Raw genomic sequence first — 19,148 nt, forward strand, 5'->3', positions numbered from 1 at the left:
CTTGCACGACAGAGGAACGGGCTGGAGAAGCACCCGAACGTGTCATGACATCTATAACGTAGGCTCTGTTTCAAGCCTTGGTCTGGTCAACATGGGGCTTACAAGCCCATGACTTTAGTCATTGGGTTGTTGACATACACGTCGATACACTTCGACACCTTCACCACTTTTGCGGGTAATATATGTTTAAAATGAATGTTATTTTGTTTGTTTTTCAATCCCGTTCGAAACGAAAAGATAATTGTCCCACCAGATCGAGCAAACGTTTTAAACTTTTCAGCTAATGTTTCATCGACAATTTGCAATACAGGAATGACGAGCACTTTATATGTTGAAAAATCACGCGACACAGGAATAACGTCAATGTTCGCATTTAAACGATAAAACAGCTCATACAATCGAAGAAGCTCCGTTGTAAAATCAAACGCCTTGCTTTGTGGCTGAAAACGCCACGACCAAATGTTGTTGAATTAAAACAATATTGTCTTCTTCCACCAAAAACACGAACACGCCCAAACTCGTCTTTAGATAAAATGTCTGGATGTTTTTTTGCCAACCAAGCGGGAAATGCAAACACCGAAGTGCTTTTCGACATAGGATTGCAGGAGTTTGGTGTTCCACGCCGAAGCGACGTCCCAGCCCAGTTCTACGGGAGTGGTGGTCAACACAAGCTGTTTGATCTCTTCCTGCTGTTCTTCGGTGAGAAACGGCTCCCGCCTGGGGGCGAAATCCCGATGAAGCAGGAGCTCCAGACCGCCTTCGTTGAACAGCGACACATAATGGGAAACGGTTTGTCGGCACACGTTGACCATGGAGGCCACCTCTTTGCCCAAATAGCCTTCCATGACCAGGCGAACCGCCATCACCCGTTGGCGAAGAAGGGTGTTTTTGATTTTCCGTTCCTGTTTGCGAAGTGTCCGAGGTGTCCATCCGTGATCGTTGGTGATGCACAAACGCTTCATGAATGATCCTGCTCCTTTTCCATTGGTTTCCTTAGGGCAACAGGATCATCGGAGTGTGCACGAGTAATTTAAGAAGATTAGTTTTTAATGAACACATATTGTTAGGGCAATTTTTATTTTTCAAGATAAACGAAAACGCTAAGATGAGAAGTTTACATCATAATGCTGTTGTCGCTAAACTTTATGAATCATAAACTCAAATTCCATGTCTTGATCTGCCTTTATGACGTATTCATCGTGAACTGGGGCGCCCCAGCTGTCGTCCCCGCCAACTCCCATTTGTCGACCTGCTACCGTGACAACCGTATAATGAATATTGGGCAGCTCGTAATGATGATTGGCATGTTCAAGTTCAAAAGCTGTGTATGGCGAAAAGTTGCACTCCAACGGTTCAGTTATAGAAGAAATTTTTATTCCCTGTCCATTGTTGTTCGTTAAGCTTACTTTACGAACACCTGTTCTGTTTCCTGATTCCTGCGGTTTGAGATAGCGCGATACATTGTCAGATACTTGATTTCTAAAAATTCCAAGTCTTGCCCCCTTTGAGCGGTCGACATAGTTTTCTTCGGGCCCCATTGCATACCACTCGAGTTGATTATAATCGGCTGGAACCTTGAATGATACCGCAAAAATCGGCATTGACGGAAGATTCTCGACTCCATGATAGACCGCCTTCACGCGAATGCTGCCATCAGCATAAACGGTATAACCAATTTTCACTTCCAATTCAGGGTGAATGGAAAATTTGTAGGTAAAGGTGACATTTACTTGGGCCGCTTCCTCTTTCACATCGACTTTTACACATTTACGTGCCAAACTCGCCGCATACCAAAGCCCCGAATAGAAGTCTTGCAAAAAACCTCGGTCATTATCAGTCGTGGCCCTCCAAAACAATGGTGCAGGAGGGACCGCAATCATCTCCTTGCCTGCATAATTCATTGAAACTAGGCTTCCTGCCTGTTTGGAAAACATGATCGTAAAATCTTTGCCGTGCACCCCAATGTTGACATCACCATGGACAACTTTTAACTTTCCGCTAGGAACAACGAATTCCTTGGAACCAATCTGGAATACAAACTGGCCGAATGCCACCTCATAACCAGCATCAGCCCAAAGTGTTTTTTCTTTCAATTTAAATGATGCATGAATGCAATATTCACCTGCATCTGCCATCATCCCAAGGGGCCAGTCGAACTCGACTCTTTTCTCTTCCTGCGGTGCTACCGATACATTCAGCTTGCTTCGATACAACTCTCTCCCTTCAAGGAATAGGACGTATTCTAAATCATATTCACTTGTGTCAGTAAAAAGACTTTCATTTCTAATATTAACACCGTATTGATCCGGTGAAAGCTTAAAGTTTTGATAAAGATATTTTACTTCCTGCATCTTCGGTGACAACTCCCGGTTGGCATAGACAATTCCGTTCGTGCAGAAACCGTAATCGGTTGGACGGTCGCCAAAGTCCCCTCCATATGCCAAAAATTCTTTTCCATAACGATCTTTTTTCACAAGGGCTTGATCAATGAAATCCCAAATAAAACCACCTTGATACATCGGATACTTTTGTTCCAAATCCGTATATTTGTACATCCCGCCGAGCGAGTTCCCCATTGCATGCATATATTCGCAGCTGATATACGGTTTATCCGGATTTTCTGTTAAATACTTTTCAATTTCATGAGGCTTTGCGTACATACGACTTTCTATGTCGCTTATATCATTGTACTCGCGGGCGTGGAATACTCCTTCATAATGGACAAGACGGCTCGGATCGACTGACCGAAAATAGTTGGCGACGTTTAACAGAACTTCCCCAGCATACGATTCATTTCCACATGACCAAATCAGGATGGAAGGATGGTTCTTATCCCTTTCAAACATTGAAATCGCCCGGTCCATAACAATGTCTTGCCATTCTCGATTGTTCCCCGGAACATTCCATGTGGGGTCGACACGGCCCATTTTTTGCCACGTTCCGTGCGTTTCCAAATTCATTTCATCAATGACATAGATGCCGTATTCATCGCATAGTTCATACCAATAGCTTTGATTCGGATAGTGTGACGTACGGACTGCGTTAATGTTATGACGCTTCAATGTTTTAATATCCCATAGCATATCTTCCTTTGTGATCGCCCGGCCTCTTCGGCAATGAAATTCATGTCGGTTAACGCCTTTAAATACAATCCGTTTTCCGTTAAGGTGCATAACTTTATTGATGATCTCGAATCTTCGAAAACCGACCTTCTGTGGAACAACCTCTACCAATTGGCCAAACTCATTAAAAATCTGAATATATAGCTTATACAAATACGGTTTCTCCGCGCTCCATAATTCCGGTTCATCGACCGCAATGGAAAATGTCCCCTTTTCGCCATGAAGCTCTCCGTCTTTTTTGGCGACAAGGTCGCCTTTCGCATCATACAGTTCAGCGATAAACCTAGAGCCGGCAGGTACCGGAGACAAAAAGGTAAGGTCCGCCGTTAACATGCCTCTCGTATAGGACGAATCCAATTCGGCGCGAACATGTAAATCATAGACATGAATATCTGGCACTGTATAAAGGTATACATCGCGAAAGATTCCAGAAAAACGCCAGAAATCCTGATCCTCAAGCCAACTTCCGGTGCTGTACTGGTAAACCTCAACCGCGAGCTTATTCTCTCCATCCTTTATAAAAGGTGTAAGTTCAAATTCTGCCGGCGTGAAAGAGTCCTCACTATACCCAACAAACTGCCCGTTCAACCAAACATAAAACGCTGACTCTACTCCTTGAAAAGAAATATACACCGGTTTATCTTTCATGCTTTTAGGGAGATTAAAAATTTTTATATAGCTTCCTACTGGATTATAATCCATAGGAACTTCTGGAGGATGAACATCGCAATGACCATCCCACGGATACATTACATTTACATACTGGGGAGTTCCATAACCTTGCAACTGAATATGTCCTGGTACGGAAATATCACTCCAGTTTGAGCAGTCAAAATCGAGCTGATAAAATTCCGCCGGGCGGCTAGCTGGATTGACTGCATAGTGAAACTTCCAATTCCCATTCAACTCATAGCGCATCGACATGGAAACTCCACTTTTTGCTTCTTCCAACGTCTCATAATAAATATGGTCCGAATGGGCAGGCAGGCGATTAACACCGAACACACGAGGATCTGAAAGCCATTCTAATGTGGGGGTTGTTAATGTTTTTTTCATTATTTCCACACTCCCTCTATAAATGTTGATATATCAAGGTTTCTTGGCATCTTAGGGGTGCCAAAAAATATTTTTCGACAAAATTAATAACATATTTTTTCATTTTTGTTGATATCTAACAACCCATAGGTACACTCCTTACTCATCATTTTACTGAACCGAGCATCCCAGCAACGAAGTGCTTTTGCATGAAAAAGAAGATTAGCGCCGTCGGCAAGGTAGCGATCACAACAGCGGTCATGATCATTCCAAAATCCGGATAATGACTCGATCCGAGATTTGATATAAGCAATGGCACCGTCTGGTTCTCCGGGGACTGTAATATGACAAGTGGCCATAAATAGCCGTTCCAGCTCGACATAAATGTAATAATGGCCGCGGCTGCATAGGTTGTTTTCATGGTAGGGACATACAGCCTGAAGAAGATCCCCCATTCAGACAATCCATCAATTCGGCCCGCTTCAATAATTTCCTTCGGGAACATTTTCGTGTTTTGGCGGAAGAAAAAAATCAGAAATGCCGTTGTGACTGTCGGCAAAATAACGGCCGTCATTGTATCAATACCGATGCTTGGAAATATTTGTGATATTGTCCCAAACATTCTAAACAACGGGACCATTAAAGCAGCAAAAGGTATCATCATTGAAAGCAACAAGAAATTAAATACAAAATCTTTTGTTTTGCTTTTAAAAATTTCAAATCCGTAACCAGCCAAAGAGGAGACCAACAATGCAAGTAAAGTTGTTACAATCGCGATTTTTGCCGAATTCATTAATGCATTGACCAGATTAGTGCTATCAAGCAGGTTGCGGAAGTTTTCCATAAAGTGACTACCTGGCAATAACCGCCCTTTCGTCACTTCTACTGATTTATTCGTTGCACTAACAACCATCCACAAAAATGGAAACACAGAAACAATAGATGCAATGGTTAAAACAGTATAGTTGAATACGTTTTTAAGATTACTCATTTTTATCACCTGCCACTTTAAACTGAATAATAGAAAAGAATACAATCATAATCACAATCGCATACGAAACTGTTGCCGCATAACCGAAATCAGGAGTATATTTAAATGAAAGATTGTAGATATATTGAGAAATCGTCATCGTTGCATTTCCCGGTCCCCCTTGCGTAATGTTCACTACTTCATCGAACAGCTGGAGCGTACCGATTGTTGAAGTGATTGACGTAAACAAAATCACAGGCTTTAACAATGGAATCGTAATTTTAAAAAACTGCTGAACTGGCGAAGCACCATCAATTTTAGCGGCTTCATAAATGGATTGATCAATATTTTGTAGAGCAGATAAGTAAAAAATCATATTATATCCTGCCCATCTCCACGTAAGAGCAATAATAATGGTCACTTTAGCCCAAAAAGGATCACCTAGCCAGTTGATTGGCTCAGATATAAGGGAAAATTTCGTCAACATAACGTTGATCAATCCATCTTCGCTAAACAAATATTTAAATATGACAGAATACGCAACTAGGGAAGTGACACATGGTAAAAAGATTGCTGTTCGGAACAATCCTCTCAGCTTTAATTTCGGATTATTCAATAGTACGGCTAAGAATAAAGCGACAATAATCATAATCGGAACTTGAATAATAAGGTATATCACTGTATTTTTTACAGTTGTTAAAAAGGTAGGATCGTTAAATAGACGAGCATAATTTTTCAGTCCAACAAAAGTTAGATTCGCACCCGAACCTGATTGTAACGAAAGAATCAATGCCTGAACCATTGGATAGAAATAAAATACGCAAATCATAATAGTAGCCAATATCACAAAAGACCATCCAACTATTGTGCTCTTAATACGGTGTTTCCGATTAATATTTGGACCTGTTTTAATCGTCAAATCTATATTCATCTTTGTTGACGGAATCACTCTATCTCAACTCCCTATCACTATTGATAACAAAAAATCCATGAACAAACTTTTACTCTCCTTCCGCGCATGAAAATAACAACTCAAGGCGCACCTCTTCACTGAAAAGCCCCGAACCACTCCGCCTCCTACGGAATGGTGCTAGTATAAAAACCAGACAGGACGGCAGAATCCCGGGGCTTAATTCATAAAACAATTGATAGATGTTCTGTATATTTATTTAACTTGTTGTTCTGCCTGTTTTTGTGCATCTTCCAACACTTTATCAAGATCTTTGCCTTTTAAGTAATCTTGCAACGCAACTGCTAAAATATCTTCGATCACATACGTATGTGCACCATAGTTTACTTGAGGAATTTCTGTCATCCATTTGGAGAAATCAGCTGTTACTTTTTGACCTCCAAAAAACTCATCTGCAGCCTTATAGGCCTCACTATTAGCAGCTGGTTTGTATGTGCCAATTGCACCAATTTCTTTGTTTAGCGCTTCATAAAACTCAACATTTGATCCAAACGTTTTAGCTAGAAATTCTGCCGCCTTTTCTTTTCCAGGAATGTTAAGTACATACCAAGAACTTCCACCTAGGTTCGTAGCATTAACAGAGTTAGGAATGCCCGATTGTTTCGGAAAAGGCACAACAGCCCACTTACCAGCCTGAGAAGCTTCGGCTTTAACAGAAGCTGTAATCCAGTTTCCTGTCGGGATCGATGCAACTGCTCCACTATTAAAAGAGGAAATAAATTGACCCCAGTCAGAAACAGGTTTCGATATCCCTGCGTTTACAATTTCTTTGTAAGTTTTAAATGCTTCCTTCAGCGGCTCATTGTCTGCCAAATTCAGGGTTACTCCGTCTTCTTTCACATACCATGAACCACTACTTTGAATCATCTCACGAATAATCCCCAGATTTTTAGGATCGAGTGCAAGCATATATTTACCCGTTGCTTGTTTTACCTTTTTCCCAATTTCAATATATTTGTTCCAGTCCAATCCTTGTAAATCATCAACAGTATATCCCGCTTTTTGCAAATAATCTGTTCTCACATATAACCCAGCAACCCCTGTATCAAACGGAAGCCCATAATGTTTACCATTTAAGCTAGTAGAAGCAAGTTTATATTCAGCAAAATCTTCCGCTTTGAAATATTTTGATAGGTCATAGAATGCATCAGGATACGATTTAAGGAAGCTCTGTGCACTATAGTCTTCAATTAATACGATATTTGGCAAGCCTTTTGTTGTGCCAGAACTTAAACTTGTATTAAGCTTTTGAACGACATCCTTTTGAGCATTTTCAATAATTTTTAATTTAAAATTAGGATTCTCTTTCTTATAAAACTCTTCTGCAATTTTCATCGCTTTTACGTTAAAATTTGGATCCCACGTCCACACTGTTATTTCATTCGTACTTTTTGTACCATCTGTATCTCCCCCGGTTTTCGTTTCTGAAGAACAAGCAGTTAATAGAAGAATACTTACTAAAAATAGTGTCAAAATCTTTTTCAAAGAAAATCCCTCCTGTTTTTTTAATTCTTATGAACTTTTGGTGAAAAAGGAGTCTAATTAAGAATATACAGCCGAAAAACATACATTTTTCAGTTGTTGTCTTAATGAAATGAGCCTTTTCACTAAGTGCGTAAGATCCAATGTTTATAGACATTATCATCTTATGCATATTATGTTGCCAACTGTCGGAACGAGACTTCTCTAAACCTTCACGGCTTCATCATGCTCTCTTAACACTGCTACATCACCCCCCTGAATCCTCAATTCACCTCCTCGAAAACATTTTCCATCAATATCGCATGTTGACGGTACAAACAGTTCCAATAGCCATTTGCCCCCATCTTCTGACCGTGTTCACACCCATTCTTCGAATATCTTCTTCAATCATTTCTTTTGGCCAGTATTCTGGATAGTAGTCCACTCCTACATACATGTTTTCTCCTCCGTCTTTATCTATGTTTTTCTTGAATGTGACGAATAAAACGATGAAACGCTCGCTTTCCTTCTTCCGTCCGCTTAAACACTCCCGCATGTTCGAGTACTTGTTCAAATCGTTTTCCTACTTCTTCTTTTAATAATTCATGTACATCATCAAAAACATAGTGTCTTTCCATTATGTCTTGCACCCATTCCCAATGTTTCAATAACGACGGTTCCCATTGCTCTTTTGGCGTTTGATTTTTCATATATCGTGCGATATGGTCTAGCTCATCCGCCAATCGACTAGGCAATACCGCTAATCCCATGACTTCAATTAATCCGATATTTTCTTTTTTAATATGATGGAGCTCCTCATGCGGATGAAAAATACCGTACGGATATTGTTCTGATGTGCGATTGTTTCTTAACACGATGTCCATCTCGTACAACTCCCCACGTCGACGAGCAATTGGCGTGACTGTATTGTGCGGCACATCGCTTGTTTGTGCATATATATCCACTTGAGGATCGCTATATTTTTTCCATTCTTTATAAATCAAATCACTCACTTGTAATACATCATTCTTTGCTCCACGTATACGTATAACTGACATCGGCCAACGAACAATGCTCATTTGTACGTGAGGATAAGCTGGCAATGTAAACGAAAAATCAGATGGAGCTTTTTCAATCGCAAACGTATATTTTCCACCTTGAAAATGATCGTGCGATAAAATAGATCCTCCTACAATTGGTAAATCAGCATTAGAGCCGATAAAATAATGTGGAAATTGATCGACAAAATCAAGCAACCGTTCAAACGTTTTTCTTTCCATTTTCATCGGCATATGTTTATCGCGTAATACGATGCAATGTTCATTGTAATAAACGTAAGGGGAATATTGGAAAAACCAACGTTCACCGCATAAATGAAGTGGGATGATGCGATGATTCGCTCGCGCAGGATGACGAATCGTTCCTGCGTACCCTTCATTTTCAATACATAGTAAGCAAGTAGGATAACGTTGTTCCTTTACGTCCTTCATGCGCGCAATATCTCGAGGATCTTTCTCGGGTTTGGATAAGTTAATCGTGATATCCATATCCCCATATTTCGTACGCGCTTTCCATCGTCTATTTTTCATCACTCGGTCTACGCGAATGTAATTGGATGCTTGACTAAGCTCATAAAACCAAGTTGTCGCCTCTTGTTTGTTTCGCTTATATTTCTCATAAAACGTTTGAATGATCGTTGACGGACGCGCTACAAAACAATTCATAATCTCTGTATCAAATAAATCGCGATCAGTAACTGTCTTTCCAACAAGCCGTCCATGTTCTTCAGCCCAATGGATCATCCGTTGTAAGATGGAAACAAGTGGGCGATCCGAGGAAGGCATCACGTCAACTTGTTGCCATTCGTCTAATTTCAACAACGCTAATATTCGATTGCGTGTATAAATGACATCTTCTCGTTCAATTAGGCGATGATGGAGCGCATATTGAATGAGTGTTTCAATTTCTTCGTAAATGTTCACCATGAGTTACACCTCTTCATATCCGTTCGGATTCGCCTCGTGCCACTCCCATGCTGAAGCAACAATTTCTTCAATCGTTGTGTATAACGGTTTCCAGCCAAGTTCACGTTTTGCTTTTTCCGATGAAGCAACTAAACGCGCAGGATCTCCAGGTCGTCTCGGCACAACTTTTTCAGGAATCGGATGTCCCGTCACGCGTCGTGCAGCCTCAATGACTTCTTTTACAGAAAAACCGTTGCCATTTCCTAAATTGTATATGTTGCTTTCCCCACCGTTTCTTAGTTTTTCTACCGCTAATAGATGAGCATCGACTAAATCTAGCACATGAATGTAGTCACGAATGCACGTGCCATCAGGCGTGTCGTAATCATCTCCAAAAATATGAATCTCTTCTCGTTTCCGTAGCGGCACTTGCAAAATAAGTGGAATTAAATGGGTCTCCGGACGATGATCTTCACCAAGCATCGTTCCATACGCTCCAGCAACATTAAAATATCGTAAAGAAATGTAACGAATACCGTGTGCAACGTTCACCCATTTCATCATTTTTTCCATCGCTAGTTTTGTTTCTCCATACGGACTTTCAGGATTTGTTTCATCTGCCTCTTGAATCGGAATTTGTTTTGGTTCCCCATACACCGCAGCCGTTGAGGAGAAAACAATTTGTTTGACGCCATATTCATTCATCACATCAAGCAACACTTCTGTTCCATAAACGTTGTTGTTGTAATAAGCTAACGGCTGTTTCACACTTTCTCCAACAAGAGAATGTGCTGCAAAATGGATCACTGTATCGATTTCATGATTTTTAAATACGTTGCTTAAAAAGTGGCGATCACGAATATCACCTTCATAAAATATCGCCTCTGGATGAACAGCTTTTCGATGTCCTGTTTGTAAATTATCCACGACAGCAACTCTTTCTCCTTTTTCGATTAAACGATACACTGCATGACTTCCAATGTATCCAGCCCCACCGCAAACGAGAATCATCGTATGCTCTCTCCTTCTTTTGTAAGCTGTTTTGCCCCATCGCCAATTTTAGCTACATAAAAACTTGGGGCATAACCAATCTCCATTTCATACATTTGACCGACTTGCTCAATAAACGATGGAATATGATCGTCCTTTACAATATTTACAGTACAACCACCAAAGCCTGCCCCCGTCATACGTGCTCCTATTGTACCTTCATGTTTCCATGCCGCTTCAACAAGCGTATCTAACTCTTTTCCCGTCACTTCATAATCATCACGCAATGATTCATGTGATTGACGCATCAATTGTCCAAATGTATGCAAATCTCCTTGGCGTAAAACAAAAGCCGCTTGCTTTGTCCGCTCATTCTCTGAAACGACATGTCGCACCCTTTTTTGTTCGATCGGAGACAATACATGTGCATATTGATTAAACTGTTCCATCGTCATATCTCCAAGCGAGTTGATGCGTACATATTGTTGTAATTTCGCTAACGCCTGCTCGCATGTCGCTCGTCGCTCGTTATATGCTGAATCAGCTAATCCCCTCTTTTTATTCGTATTTGCAATGACGATCGAGCAATCTTCCAAAGACAGGGGCAAATACTCGTATTGAAGCGTTTGGCAATCAAGCAGTAGCGCATGACCTGCTTTTCCCATTCCAACCGCAAATTGATCCATAATGCCACAATTCACACCGATATATTCGTTTTCTACTTGTTGGCTAATCTTCACTAATTCCAACATCTCGATATTTAATTCAAACAAATGGTTCAACATGACGGCCGTAACGAGCTCAATCGACGCAGACGAAGATAATCCAGCCCCATTCGGAATATTGCCATAGTATAAGACGTCAATCCCGCTTTGTACATCTTTTGGCATGAGCGCACGAATCATTCCTTTCGGATAATTCGCCCATCCATGACGCTCGTCATATGAAAGTTCGTCTTTTGTGACGGAGACAATTCCATCTTCATGAAAGTTTTTTGAATAGAGCCGAATCATCCCATCATCATTCAACCGAGCGACCGCATACGTCCCCATATGCAGCGAACACGGGAGAACGTATCCTCCGTTATAATCTGTATGTTCCCCAATTAAATTAACACGGCCGGGGGCGAAGAAGACAGATGATCTTCCATATCCCCCTTGAAATGCTTTTATATATTCATTTTTTAAATGTTCAATCATTCTAGATCACCACTTTTGCTTAAATTTATTTTAATACTAGTTACCTAAATAATCAGAAATTAAATAACCTTTTCTTATTCATTGTTATCTCCCCCTAGAAATAAGTTTTATTTTAGTAAGCGCTTACTTCTGTTAATAAAAATTTTAGTAAGCGCTTACTTCTGTTAATAAAATTTTAGTAAATTATTTAACTTAAGTCAATAAAAATTTTCTGAAAAAAAGTAAAAAGTCGACCCTGTTCGAGTCGACTTCTCTTCTCTTAATCAAACGTAATTTCTTTCACTTTTCCTTCATCGAGACGCTTAATGACTTCGACTAGTAGTTTTACTGTTTGTTCGTAGTCATCGCGGTGAAGAAGGGCAGCGTGAGAGTGAATGTAGCGCGTTGGGATAGAGATCGTTAACGCTGGAACGCCGCGCATCGTCATATGGATCGCACCAGCGTCTGTTCCGCCGCCTGGCATCGCGTCAAAACGGTATGGAATGTTCATTTCTTCTGCGACACTAATGACAAATTCACGCAATCCTTTATGAGAAACGAGCGTTGCATCGTATAAAACGATATGCGGTCCACCTCCGAGTTTTCCCATCGCATCTTTTTCTGATACACCTGGTGTATCACCAGCAATGCCAACATCAACCGCAAACGCAATATCTGGTTCGATCGCAAAAGCAGATGTTCGCGCACCGCGCAAGCCTACTTCTTCTTGCACTGTACCAACGCCATACACGACGTTTGGATGCTCCACATCTTTTAATTGTTTCAACACATCGATGGCAACAGCGCAACCGATGCGGTTATCCCATGCTTTCGCAAGCAACATTTTTTCATTGTTCATCACCGTAAATTCAAAATATGGTACAATCGCATCGCCAGGGCGCACCCCCCACTCGATCGCTTCGTCACGGCTCGAAGCTCCGATGTCAATAAACATATCTTTTATTTCAACAGGCTTTCTTCTTGCTTCTACAGGTAAAATGTGTGGCGGTTTTGAACCGATGACACCTGTGATGTCGCCTTTTTGCGTCACGATCGTCACACGTTGAGCGAGCATGACTTGGCTCCACCAGCCGCCAAGCGGTTGGAAACGAATAAAGCCTTTTTCATCAATTTGCGTCACCATAAAACCAACTTCATCTAAATGACCTGCAATCATCACTTTTGGTCCGTTTTCTTTTCCTACTTTTTTCGCAATTAAACTTCCGAGGCGGTCCGTCGTCACTTCATCCGCATACGGAGCGATATACGATCTCATCACTTCACGTACTTCCCGTTCATTCCCTGGAACGCCTTTTGCATCCGTTAACGCTTTCAACATCGTTAACGTTTCATCGAGCTTTTTCACATCTGTCACTCCTCTCTATGTACAACATTCATTATACTAAACATTTTGACAGTTGTTAATAATTGTGACTTTGTCGTTCATGATTTACTTCGTTTTTCGCGATGTACGCACGTTCAATTTGCTGGGCAGTAAAAGAGAGAGCATGAGCAAGCTGAGCGTACGCATACACTAGTTGATTGTATGCTTCTTCATTTAGCTGTCCACGAAACGCGTGAACCGCCTCAAATACGCGTAAAAATTGATCAACAAGCGGTCGGCTTTCTTGTACGTTTGGCCATTGTACACCCTCATGTAAAGAAAGGTCGAGCCCGAGCGATAAAATAAAGTGAAGACCGTCGACATATTCTTCTAAAATCGTTTCGACTGCTGCTGGTGGCTTCGAACTCCAAAACTTGAAGCAACGCGTTTCGTTCGCTAGCTCCCCCACTTCGACAAGAAGGGCTAACAGTTTACGCTCGATTAAACGTTCACCGCGCAATCCTCGTTCTGTCTCAATTCGCTCATCTAATTGTCGTTGCATAGAAAATAATGTTTGTAAATTCATTTTTCTCCCCCTCTTATAAAAAATGACCATCCCCTCAAGGGAGAATGGTCATTTCCTTTATTACTTGTTTAAGTTTTCTTTTGCGATGTTTGCAAGTTGTGTGAATGCCGCTGCATCGTTTACTGCTAAATCAGCAAGCATTTTGCGGTTTACTTCGATACCTGCAAGTTTTAATCCGTGCATTAAACGGCTGTAAGAAAGACCGTTCATGCGCGCTGCTGCGTTAATGCGCGTAATCCAAAGTTTACGGAAGTCGCGTTTACGTTGACGACGATCGCGATACGCGTACATTAACGATTTCATCACTTGTTGGTTTGCAACTTTATATAAACGATGTTTCGAACCGAAATATCCTTTTGCTAGTTTAAGAATTTTTTTACGACGTCTGCGTGTGACTGTACCGCCTTTTACACGTGGCATAACATTTCCCTCCTAAAATTATTTTACGTTATCTAACAATTGACGAATGCGTTTGAAATCGCCTTTTGATACAAGCGTTGCTTTACGAAGTTTACGCTTTTGTTTTTGTGTTTTGTTAGCGAATAAGTGGCTAGTGAATGCGTGTGAACGTTTTAATTGACCAGTTCCTGTCTTTTTGAAACGCTTCGCTGAGCCTTTGTGAGTTTTCATTTTTGGCATAAGGTGTTCCTCCCTTTTGTTATTTGTCGTTTTTCGGTGCTAGCACTAAAAACATGCTGCGGCCATCCATTTTTGGAGCCGTCTCAACCGTACCAATATCCGCACATGCTTCAGCAAATCGATCAAGCACGCGCTGACCAATTTCTTTATGCGTAATCGCACGTCCTTTAAAGCGAATCGTCGCTTTCACTTTATCTCCTTTTTCAAGGAACTTCCGCGCGTTGCGCAATTTCGTGTTGAAGTCATGTTCTTCGATCGTTGGGCTTAAACGAACTTCTTTTACGTTAATCACTTTTTGCTTTTTACGCGCTTCTTTTTCCTTCTTTTGTTGCTCGAAGCGGAACTTGCCATAATCCATAATGCGGCATACTGGCGGTTTCGCATTTGGTGCAACCATCACTAAGTCTAAATTTAAACGCGCTGCAATTTCTAACGCTTCTTGTCTCGTCTTAATCCCAAGTTGCTCTCCATTTGGATCGACTAAACGAACTTCACGTGCCCGAATGTTCTCATTAATAATAAAATCTTTGCTAATAACTAGCCACCTCCACGGTTTTTTCAAACTTGTTTGTTAAAGCAGAACGCACACAACAAAAAACGTGTGGGCACAATACACCCACACGTCTCGATGACAACATTCATTTTGTCATAAAACCTGTTAACAGCCATATGGCGTCGATCAGGTGAGAAGCGGGTGCTTCTGCTTGTTTCCAAACAAGTATTTACTTTTACTTTAACATATATACCATAAACGAAAACGCATTGTCAACTGATGTCAATTCATCACAACAAGTAAAACTATAACAAACATGAAGAGAAAATGCAACTATTTTCGTACTTCTTTTTGGATGGAATCAATAAACGCATCAAGTGCCATCGTTTCACTTTTTTGTTCACCGTATTTTCGTACGTTCACTGCTCGTTCGTTTACTTCATTATCACCTACAACAAGCATGTACGGAATTTTTTGCATTTGTGCTTCACGAATTTTATAGCCGATTTTTTCTTCACGCTCATCGACTTCGACACGCAAGCCTGCTGATTGTAACGTATGTTTCACTTCATACGCATAATCCATATGAACGGATGGAGCGACCGGAATGACTTGTACTTGCACTGGTGCTAGCCATGTTGGGAACGCTCCTTTGTACTCTTCAATTAGAAAGGCAACGAAGCGTTCCATCGTCGATACGACACCACGATGGATGACAACCGGACGATGCGGTTTTCCGTCTTCACCGATATATGTTAAATCAAAACGTTCCGGCAACAAGAAGTCAAGCTGAACAGTCGATAACGTCTCGTCTTTTCCTAGCGCCGTACGCACTTGAACATCTAACTTTGGACCGTAAAACGCCGCTTCACCTTCCGCTTCGTAATAGTCAAGCCCAAGCTCGTCCATCGCCTCTTTTAACATGCTTTGTGCTTTTTCCCACATCGCATCGTCATCATAATATTTTTCTTTATCTTGTGGATCACGATACGACAGGCGGAATGAATAATCTGTTAAACCGAAGTCTTTATATACGTCTAAAATTAAATTAACGACACGCTTAAACTCGTCTTTAATTTGATCTGGGCGTACGAAAATATGTGCATCATTTAACGTCATGCCGCGCACACGTTGCAAACCTGTAAGCGCTCCAGACATTTCATAACGGTGCATCGTGCCGAGTTCTGCGATGCGAATTGGCAGTTCGCGATAGCTATGAATTTTATGTTTATACACCATCATATGATGTGGACAGTTCATCGGACGTAATACAAGCTGCTCATTATCCATCTCCATCGGTGGGAACATCCCATCTTTATAATGATCCCAATGGCCAGACGTTTTATATAATTCCACGCTACCGAGCACAGGCGTATATACGTGTTGGTAACCAAGCGACAACTCCTTATCGACGATATAACGCTCAATTGTTCGGCGAATTGTCGCCCCTTTTGGAAGCCAAAGCGGCAATCCTTGTCCAACTTTTTGTGACGTCATAAATAAGTCGAGTTCTTTTCCAAGCTTGCGATGATCGCGCTCTTTCGCTTCTTGTAAAAGGCGCAAATATTCATCTAAATCTTCTTTTTTGAAAAAGGCTGTGCCGTAAATGCGTTGCAACATTTTGTTTTTGCTGTCGCCGCGCCAGTACGCACCCGCCACACTTAACAGTTTAAACTCTTTTATTTTTCCTGTTGACGGCACGTGCACACCGCGACAAAGATCGAAAAATTCCCCTTGCTCGTAAATGGAGACAACTTCTCCTTCTGGAATATCGTGAATGAGTTCAATTTTCAACGGATCGCCAATTTCTTCATAGCGACGAATTGCTTCTTCACGACTTACCTCTTTTCGAACGATGTCTAAGTTTTCTTTTACGATTTTTTTCATTTCTTGTTCGATTTTTGGTAAGTCTTCCGCTGTAATTGGGACATCGACATCAATATCGTAGTAAAAGCCGTTTTCAATGACAGGACCAACGCCAAGCTTTACATCTTTATATAATCGTTTAATGGCTTGGGCCATTAAATGCGCTGTGCTATGACGCAAAATGTCAAGTGCTTCTGGCATATCTTGTGTAATAATTGAAATGGCGCCATCTTCTTCAATCGGTGTGCGTAAATCGATCATGCGCTCATTTAGCTTTCCTGCAATCGCTTTTTTCTTCAGTCCTGGGCTAATGGAAGCCGCAATGTCTTCCGTTGTCACCCCTTTCGGAAACTCCTTTACTGCTCCATCTGGAAATGTAATTTTTACTACATCCGCCAAAGCTATTCACTCCTTTTTTAAAAATAAAAAAACCCGTCCCAAAAACGAGGGACGAGTTGGTTTCGTGGTTCCACCCTTCTTCCCGTCTATACAAATGCAAAACGAATGTATAAACGGCTTCATTTCGATAACGGCGCAAACCGTCAGCAATTACTAAACGGGCCATCGTCCCATTGTTCACTGCTGAAGTTTAGAGGTGGTAAGTGCATTTTTCGTGTTAGGAAGGTTTCAGCCTATGCCTTCCCTCTCTGTGAACCGTAAAAATACACCCGTGTCCTCATCATCACTTTTGACCTTATTCATTATGTATGTCATTATAAGCATATTTTTTTGGAAAATCAAGAGGTGGTCGTAGCTCAATTCTCTCTTGAAATACGTTTTGAATCGTTTGAATCATCCCAACATCTGTCACATCGGTATATATCCATATTTTTTCTGGCGCAATAGAGACGAGCGGTGCTAATACAGATGTATCAATGTACATCGGCTGGCTCACCATCAATCTTCGATCAATCCACTGCTTCAGCTGTTGAGGTGACAAGTAGACGAATCGCTCATCGAAAAATTGAAACGATCCGTGCTCATATAATACGTGAAGAGCATTCATTTGCGGCGGGCGTGATGCAACAATTTCACGCAACATATGAACAAATGATTGGTATTCTTGCTCTAATTTGTATTCTTCAATGGCTAATTCGACATAATGCATAAGACGGTCATAATACGGCTTCAGACGAAAAGTCATAAGCGATTCAAACGAAAACAACCCTTCATGCAAACATTCATGCAACGATTGCGCAATTAATTGCTCACGCGGCATATTCGTTTTTTTTCCGAGGCGATAGTCATGTCTCTCACCGTCAATAAACGAATAAGCGAGCTGTAAAATTTGTTGTTGTTCTTCTTCGTTTTCATAAAAAAATGTGCGCGAAATGATCGATAAAAGCCAACGTGCTTCAAATGCTCGAATGATGCATGAAGTAAAAATCGGAATGAACAATGCGCGCATATGCGCAACATTCGATTCATGAAAAAAAACGGTAATCGTCTTGTCGTCGTAAAGCAATTTTCCATATGGTTGTGGCGCTTTACTTAATTCTGCAAATAGTCGTTGTGCATCTTGTCCATCTTGAAATACGATATAAATCAACGGTGCCCCCCCTTTTCCCGAAACATGCTTGTTTTATATATATGGGGGACACCGTCTGTTTATCACATGTCGATTCGGCGATTTTTTCCTTTCATTTCGATCGGAGTAGCTAAATAGACAATTCGTTCAATGATTCGCGCTGCTTTCACTTGCTCTTCTTCACCGCGCTGCGAATGGGCAAGATGGTGAGTAAGACGTTTTAAATCGAAATTTGATGTAAAGCATGTCGGCAAATGCTCAAGCATGCGATATTGCAAAATCGGACCGAGCACCTCATCGCGCCACCAACTTGACATTAATTCTGCTCCTAAATCATCAAGCATAAGCACAGGCACTTGCTTCGCATATTCGATCGTATCTTGAAACGCGTCCGTTTGAAGTGCCGATTTTAATGAGCGAACAAATTCTGGAACGTATACGAGAAATGAAGCGATATGCCTTTGGGCTAATTCATTCGCCATCGCTGCTAACAAGTATGTTTTTCCTACTCCAAATGACCCATATAAATATAACCCTTTTATTCGTTTACCTACTTCATACGTCGATGCAAATGTATTCGCAAGTTCGATCGCTTCAATACGTCCAAGATCGTCCGTTTCTAGCTTATCAAATGATGCTTGTAACATATCACGCGGGATAAACAAACTACGAATCAGCGACTGTTGTTTTTTTCGTTCATCATCTTGTACTTTACGAGCACACCGCTCGTATTGTACGTCAATGTTTTTTCCTTGCCAAATTAAATGAGGCGTATAACCTTTCAGCAAATTCGGACATTGTTCTAAACTTGGACAACGTTCACAATGTTTGCTTTGTTGCACAAACTCATACAATTTACCGAGATGACGATTCAATATCTCATCTGTGACATGATGTCCGCGCAAAAATGTTTGAACATGCGGATCACGTAAAATTTCACGCTTCATCGCCTCATATCGTTCTTTAAAATCATGGCGATTCAACAAATGATGGATTGTTTCCCGAATTGGTTTCATCGTTTA

General features: G+C 41.1%; 19 protein-coding genes and 1 other annotated feature. All 19 genes read right to left on the reverse strand.

The genetic code is table 11. The features are described from left to right. Positions 1-98: 98 nt before the first annotated feature. Positions 99-461, reverse strand: a complete 363-nt coding sequence (locus tag ABEV15_RS04175) for a beta-galactosidase trimerization domain-containing protein (protein WP_498852473.1) — start codon at positions 459-461, stop codon at positions 99-101. Further along, positions 374-595, reverse strand: coding sequence for a beta-galactosidase (locus ABEV15_RS04180; protein ID WP_498852432.1), 222 nt, complete (start codon positions 593-595; stop codon positions 374-376). The genes ABEV15_RS04175 and ABEV15_RS04180 overlap by 88 nt, the downstream gene beginning before the upstream one ends. Further along, a complete protein-coding gene (locus ABEV15_RS04185) occupies positions 525-962 on the reverse strand; it encodes a helix-turn-helix domain-containing protein (protein ID WP_498852433.1) in 438 nt (145 codons plus the stop codon). The genes ABEV15_RS04180 and ABEV15_RS04185 overlap by 71 nt, the downstream gene beginning before the upstream one ends. Before the next feature lie 174 nt (positions 963-1,136). After that, on the reverse strand, positions 1,137-4,178 hold the full coding sequence (gene lacZ / locus ABEV15_RS04190; RefSeq protein ID WP_498852434.1) for a beta-galactosidase, LacZ type: 3,042 nt from the start codon (positions 4,176-4,178) through the stop codon (positions 1,137-1,139). Positions 4,179-4,323: 145 nt separating this feature from the next. Then, positions 4,324-5,148 carry a carbohydrate ABC transporter permease gene (locus ABEV15_RS04195; RefSeq protein ID WP_004889101.1) on the reverse strand — a complete coding sequence of 275 codons (825 nt, stop codon included), beginning with the start codon at positions 5,146-5,148 and terminating at the stop codon, positions 4,324-4,326. Then, the gene (locus ABEV15_RS04200; RefSeq protein ID WP_171700426.1) at positions 5,141-6,058 is read right to left on the reverse strand and encodes a carbohydrate ABC transporter permease; all 918 of its coding nucleotides are present in this window, start codon (positions 6,056-6,058) and stop codon (positions 5,141-5,143) included. Before ABEV15_RS04200 ends, ABEV15_RS04195 begins: the two co-directional genes overlap by 8 nt. A 234-nt stretch (positions 6,059-6,292) precedes the next feature. After that, positions 6,293-7,582, reverse strand: a complete 1,290-nt coding sequence (locus ABEV15_RS04205; protein WP_171700418.1) for an ABC transporter substrate-binding protein — start codon at positions 7,580-7,582, stop codon at positions 6,293-6,295. A 289-nt stretch (positions 7,583-7,871) separates the two neighbouring features. Beyond that, complete coding sequence (locus ABEV15_RS04210) at positions 7,872-8,015, reverse strand: hypothetical protein (protein WP_498852435.1); 144 nt, start codon at positions 8,013-8,015, stop codon at positions 7,872-7,874. A gap of 16 nt (positions 8,016-8,031) precedes the next feature. Next, positions 8,032-9,543 carry a UDP-glucose--hexose-1-phosphate uridylyltransferase gene (galT, locus tag ABEV15_RS04215; RefSeq protein ID WP_498852436.1) on the reverse strand — a complete coding sequence of 504 codons (1,512 nt, stop codon included), beginning with the start codon at positions 9,541-9,543 and terminating at the stop codon, positions 8,032-8,034. Between the two features lie 3 nt (positions 9,544-9,546). Next, positions 9,547-10,533: a UDP-glucose 4-epimerase GalE gene (galE, locus tag ABEV15_RS04220; protein ID WP_171700416.1), complete on the reverse strand. Its 987-nt coding sequence runs from the start codon at positions 10,531-10,533 to the stop codon at positions 9,547-9,549. Beyond that, complete coding sequence (locus ABEV15_RS04225; protein ID WP_498852437.1) at positions 10,530-11,711, reverse strand: galactokinase; 1,182 nt, start codon at positions 11,709-11,711, stop codon at positions 10,530-10,532. The genes galE and ABEV15_RS04225 overlap by 4 nt, the downstream gene beginning before the upstream one ends. A 259-nt stretch (positions 11,712-11,970) precedes the next feature. Continuing rightward, positions 11,971-13,056 (reverse strand): M42 family metallopeptidase, encoded by a 1,086-nt coding sequence (locus tag ABEV15_RS04230; protein ID WP_004889094.1) that lies wholly within the window; start codon positions 13,054-13,056, stop codon positions 11,971-11,973. 55 nt (positions 13,057-13,111) lie between these two features. After that, a complete protein-coding gene (locus ABEV15_RS04235; RefSeq protein WP_498852438.1) occupies positions 13,112-13,600 on the reverse strand; it encodes a dUTP diphosphatase in 489 nt (162 codons plus the stop codon). Between the two features lie 60 nt (positions 13,601-13,660). Next, on the reverse strand, positions 13,661-14,020 hold the full coding sequence (gene rplT, locus ABEV15_RS04240; protein ID WP_003397837.1) for a 50S ribosomal protein L20: 360 nt from the start codon (positions 14,018-14,020) through the stop codon (positions 13,661-13,663). Between the two features lie 18 nt (positions 14,021-14,038). Then, positions 14,039-14,239 (reverse strand): 50S ribosomal protein L35, encoded by a 201-nt coding sequence (gene rpmI / locus ABEV15_RS04245; RefSeq protein ID WP_003397838.1) that lies wholly within the window; start codon positions 14,237-14,239, stop codon positions 14,039-14,041. Positions 14,240-14,258: 19 nt separating this feature from the next. Continuing rightward, positions 14,259-14,801: a translation initiation factor IF-3 gene (gene infC / locus ABEV15_RS04250; protein ID WP_498852439.1), complete on the reverse strand. Its 543-nt coding sequence runs from the start codon at positions 14,799-14,801 to the stop codon at positions 14,259-14,261. 25 nt (positions 14,802-14,826) lie between these two features. Beyond that, positions 14,827-14,951 (reverse strand) — a sequence feature (ribosomal protein L20 leader region). A 114-nt stretch (positions 14,952-15,065) separates the two neighbouring features. Next, positions 15,066-16,997: a threonine--tRNA ligase gene (thrS, locus tag ABEV15_RS04255; RefSeq protein WP_498852440.1), complete on the reverse strand. Its 1,932-nt coding sequence runs from the start codon at positions 16,995-16,997 to the stop codon at positions 15,066-15,068. Positions 16,998-17,292: 295 nt separating this feature from the next. Then, positions 17,293-18,147, reverse strand: a complete 855-nt coding sequence (gene ytxC, locus ABEV15_RS04260) for a putative sporulation protein YtxC (protein ID WP_498852441.1) — start codon at positions 18,145-18,147, stop codon at positions 17,293-17,295. Between the two features lie 62 nt (positions 18,148-18,209). Continuing rightward, positions 18,210-19,142 carry a primosomal protein DnaI gene (gene dnaI, locus ABEV15_RS04265; RefSeq protein WP_498852442.1) on the reverse strand — a complete coding sequence of 311 codons (933 nt, stop codon included), beginning with the start codon at positions 19,140-19,142 and terminating at the stop codon, positions 18,210-18,212. Positions 19,143-19,148: the final 6 nt, after the last annotated feature.

The sequence above is a fragment of the Bhargavaea massiliensis genome, from assembly GCF_050480245.1.
Lineage (GTDB): Bacteria > Bacillota > Bacilli > Bacillales > Anoxybacillaceae > Anoxybacillus.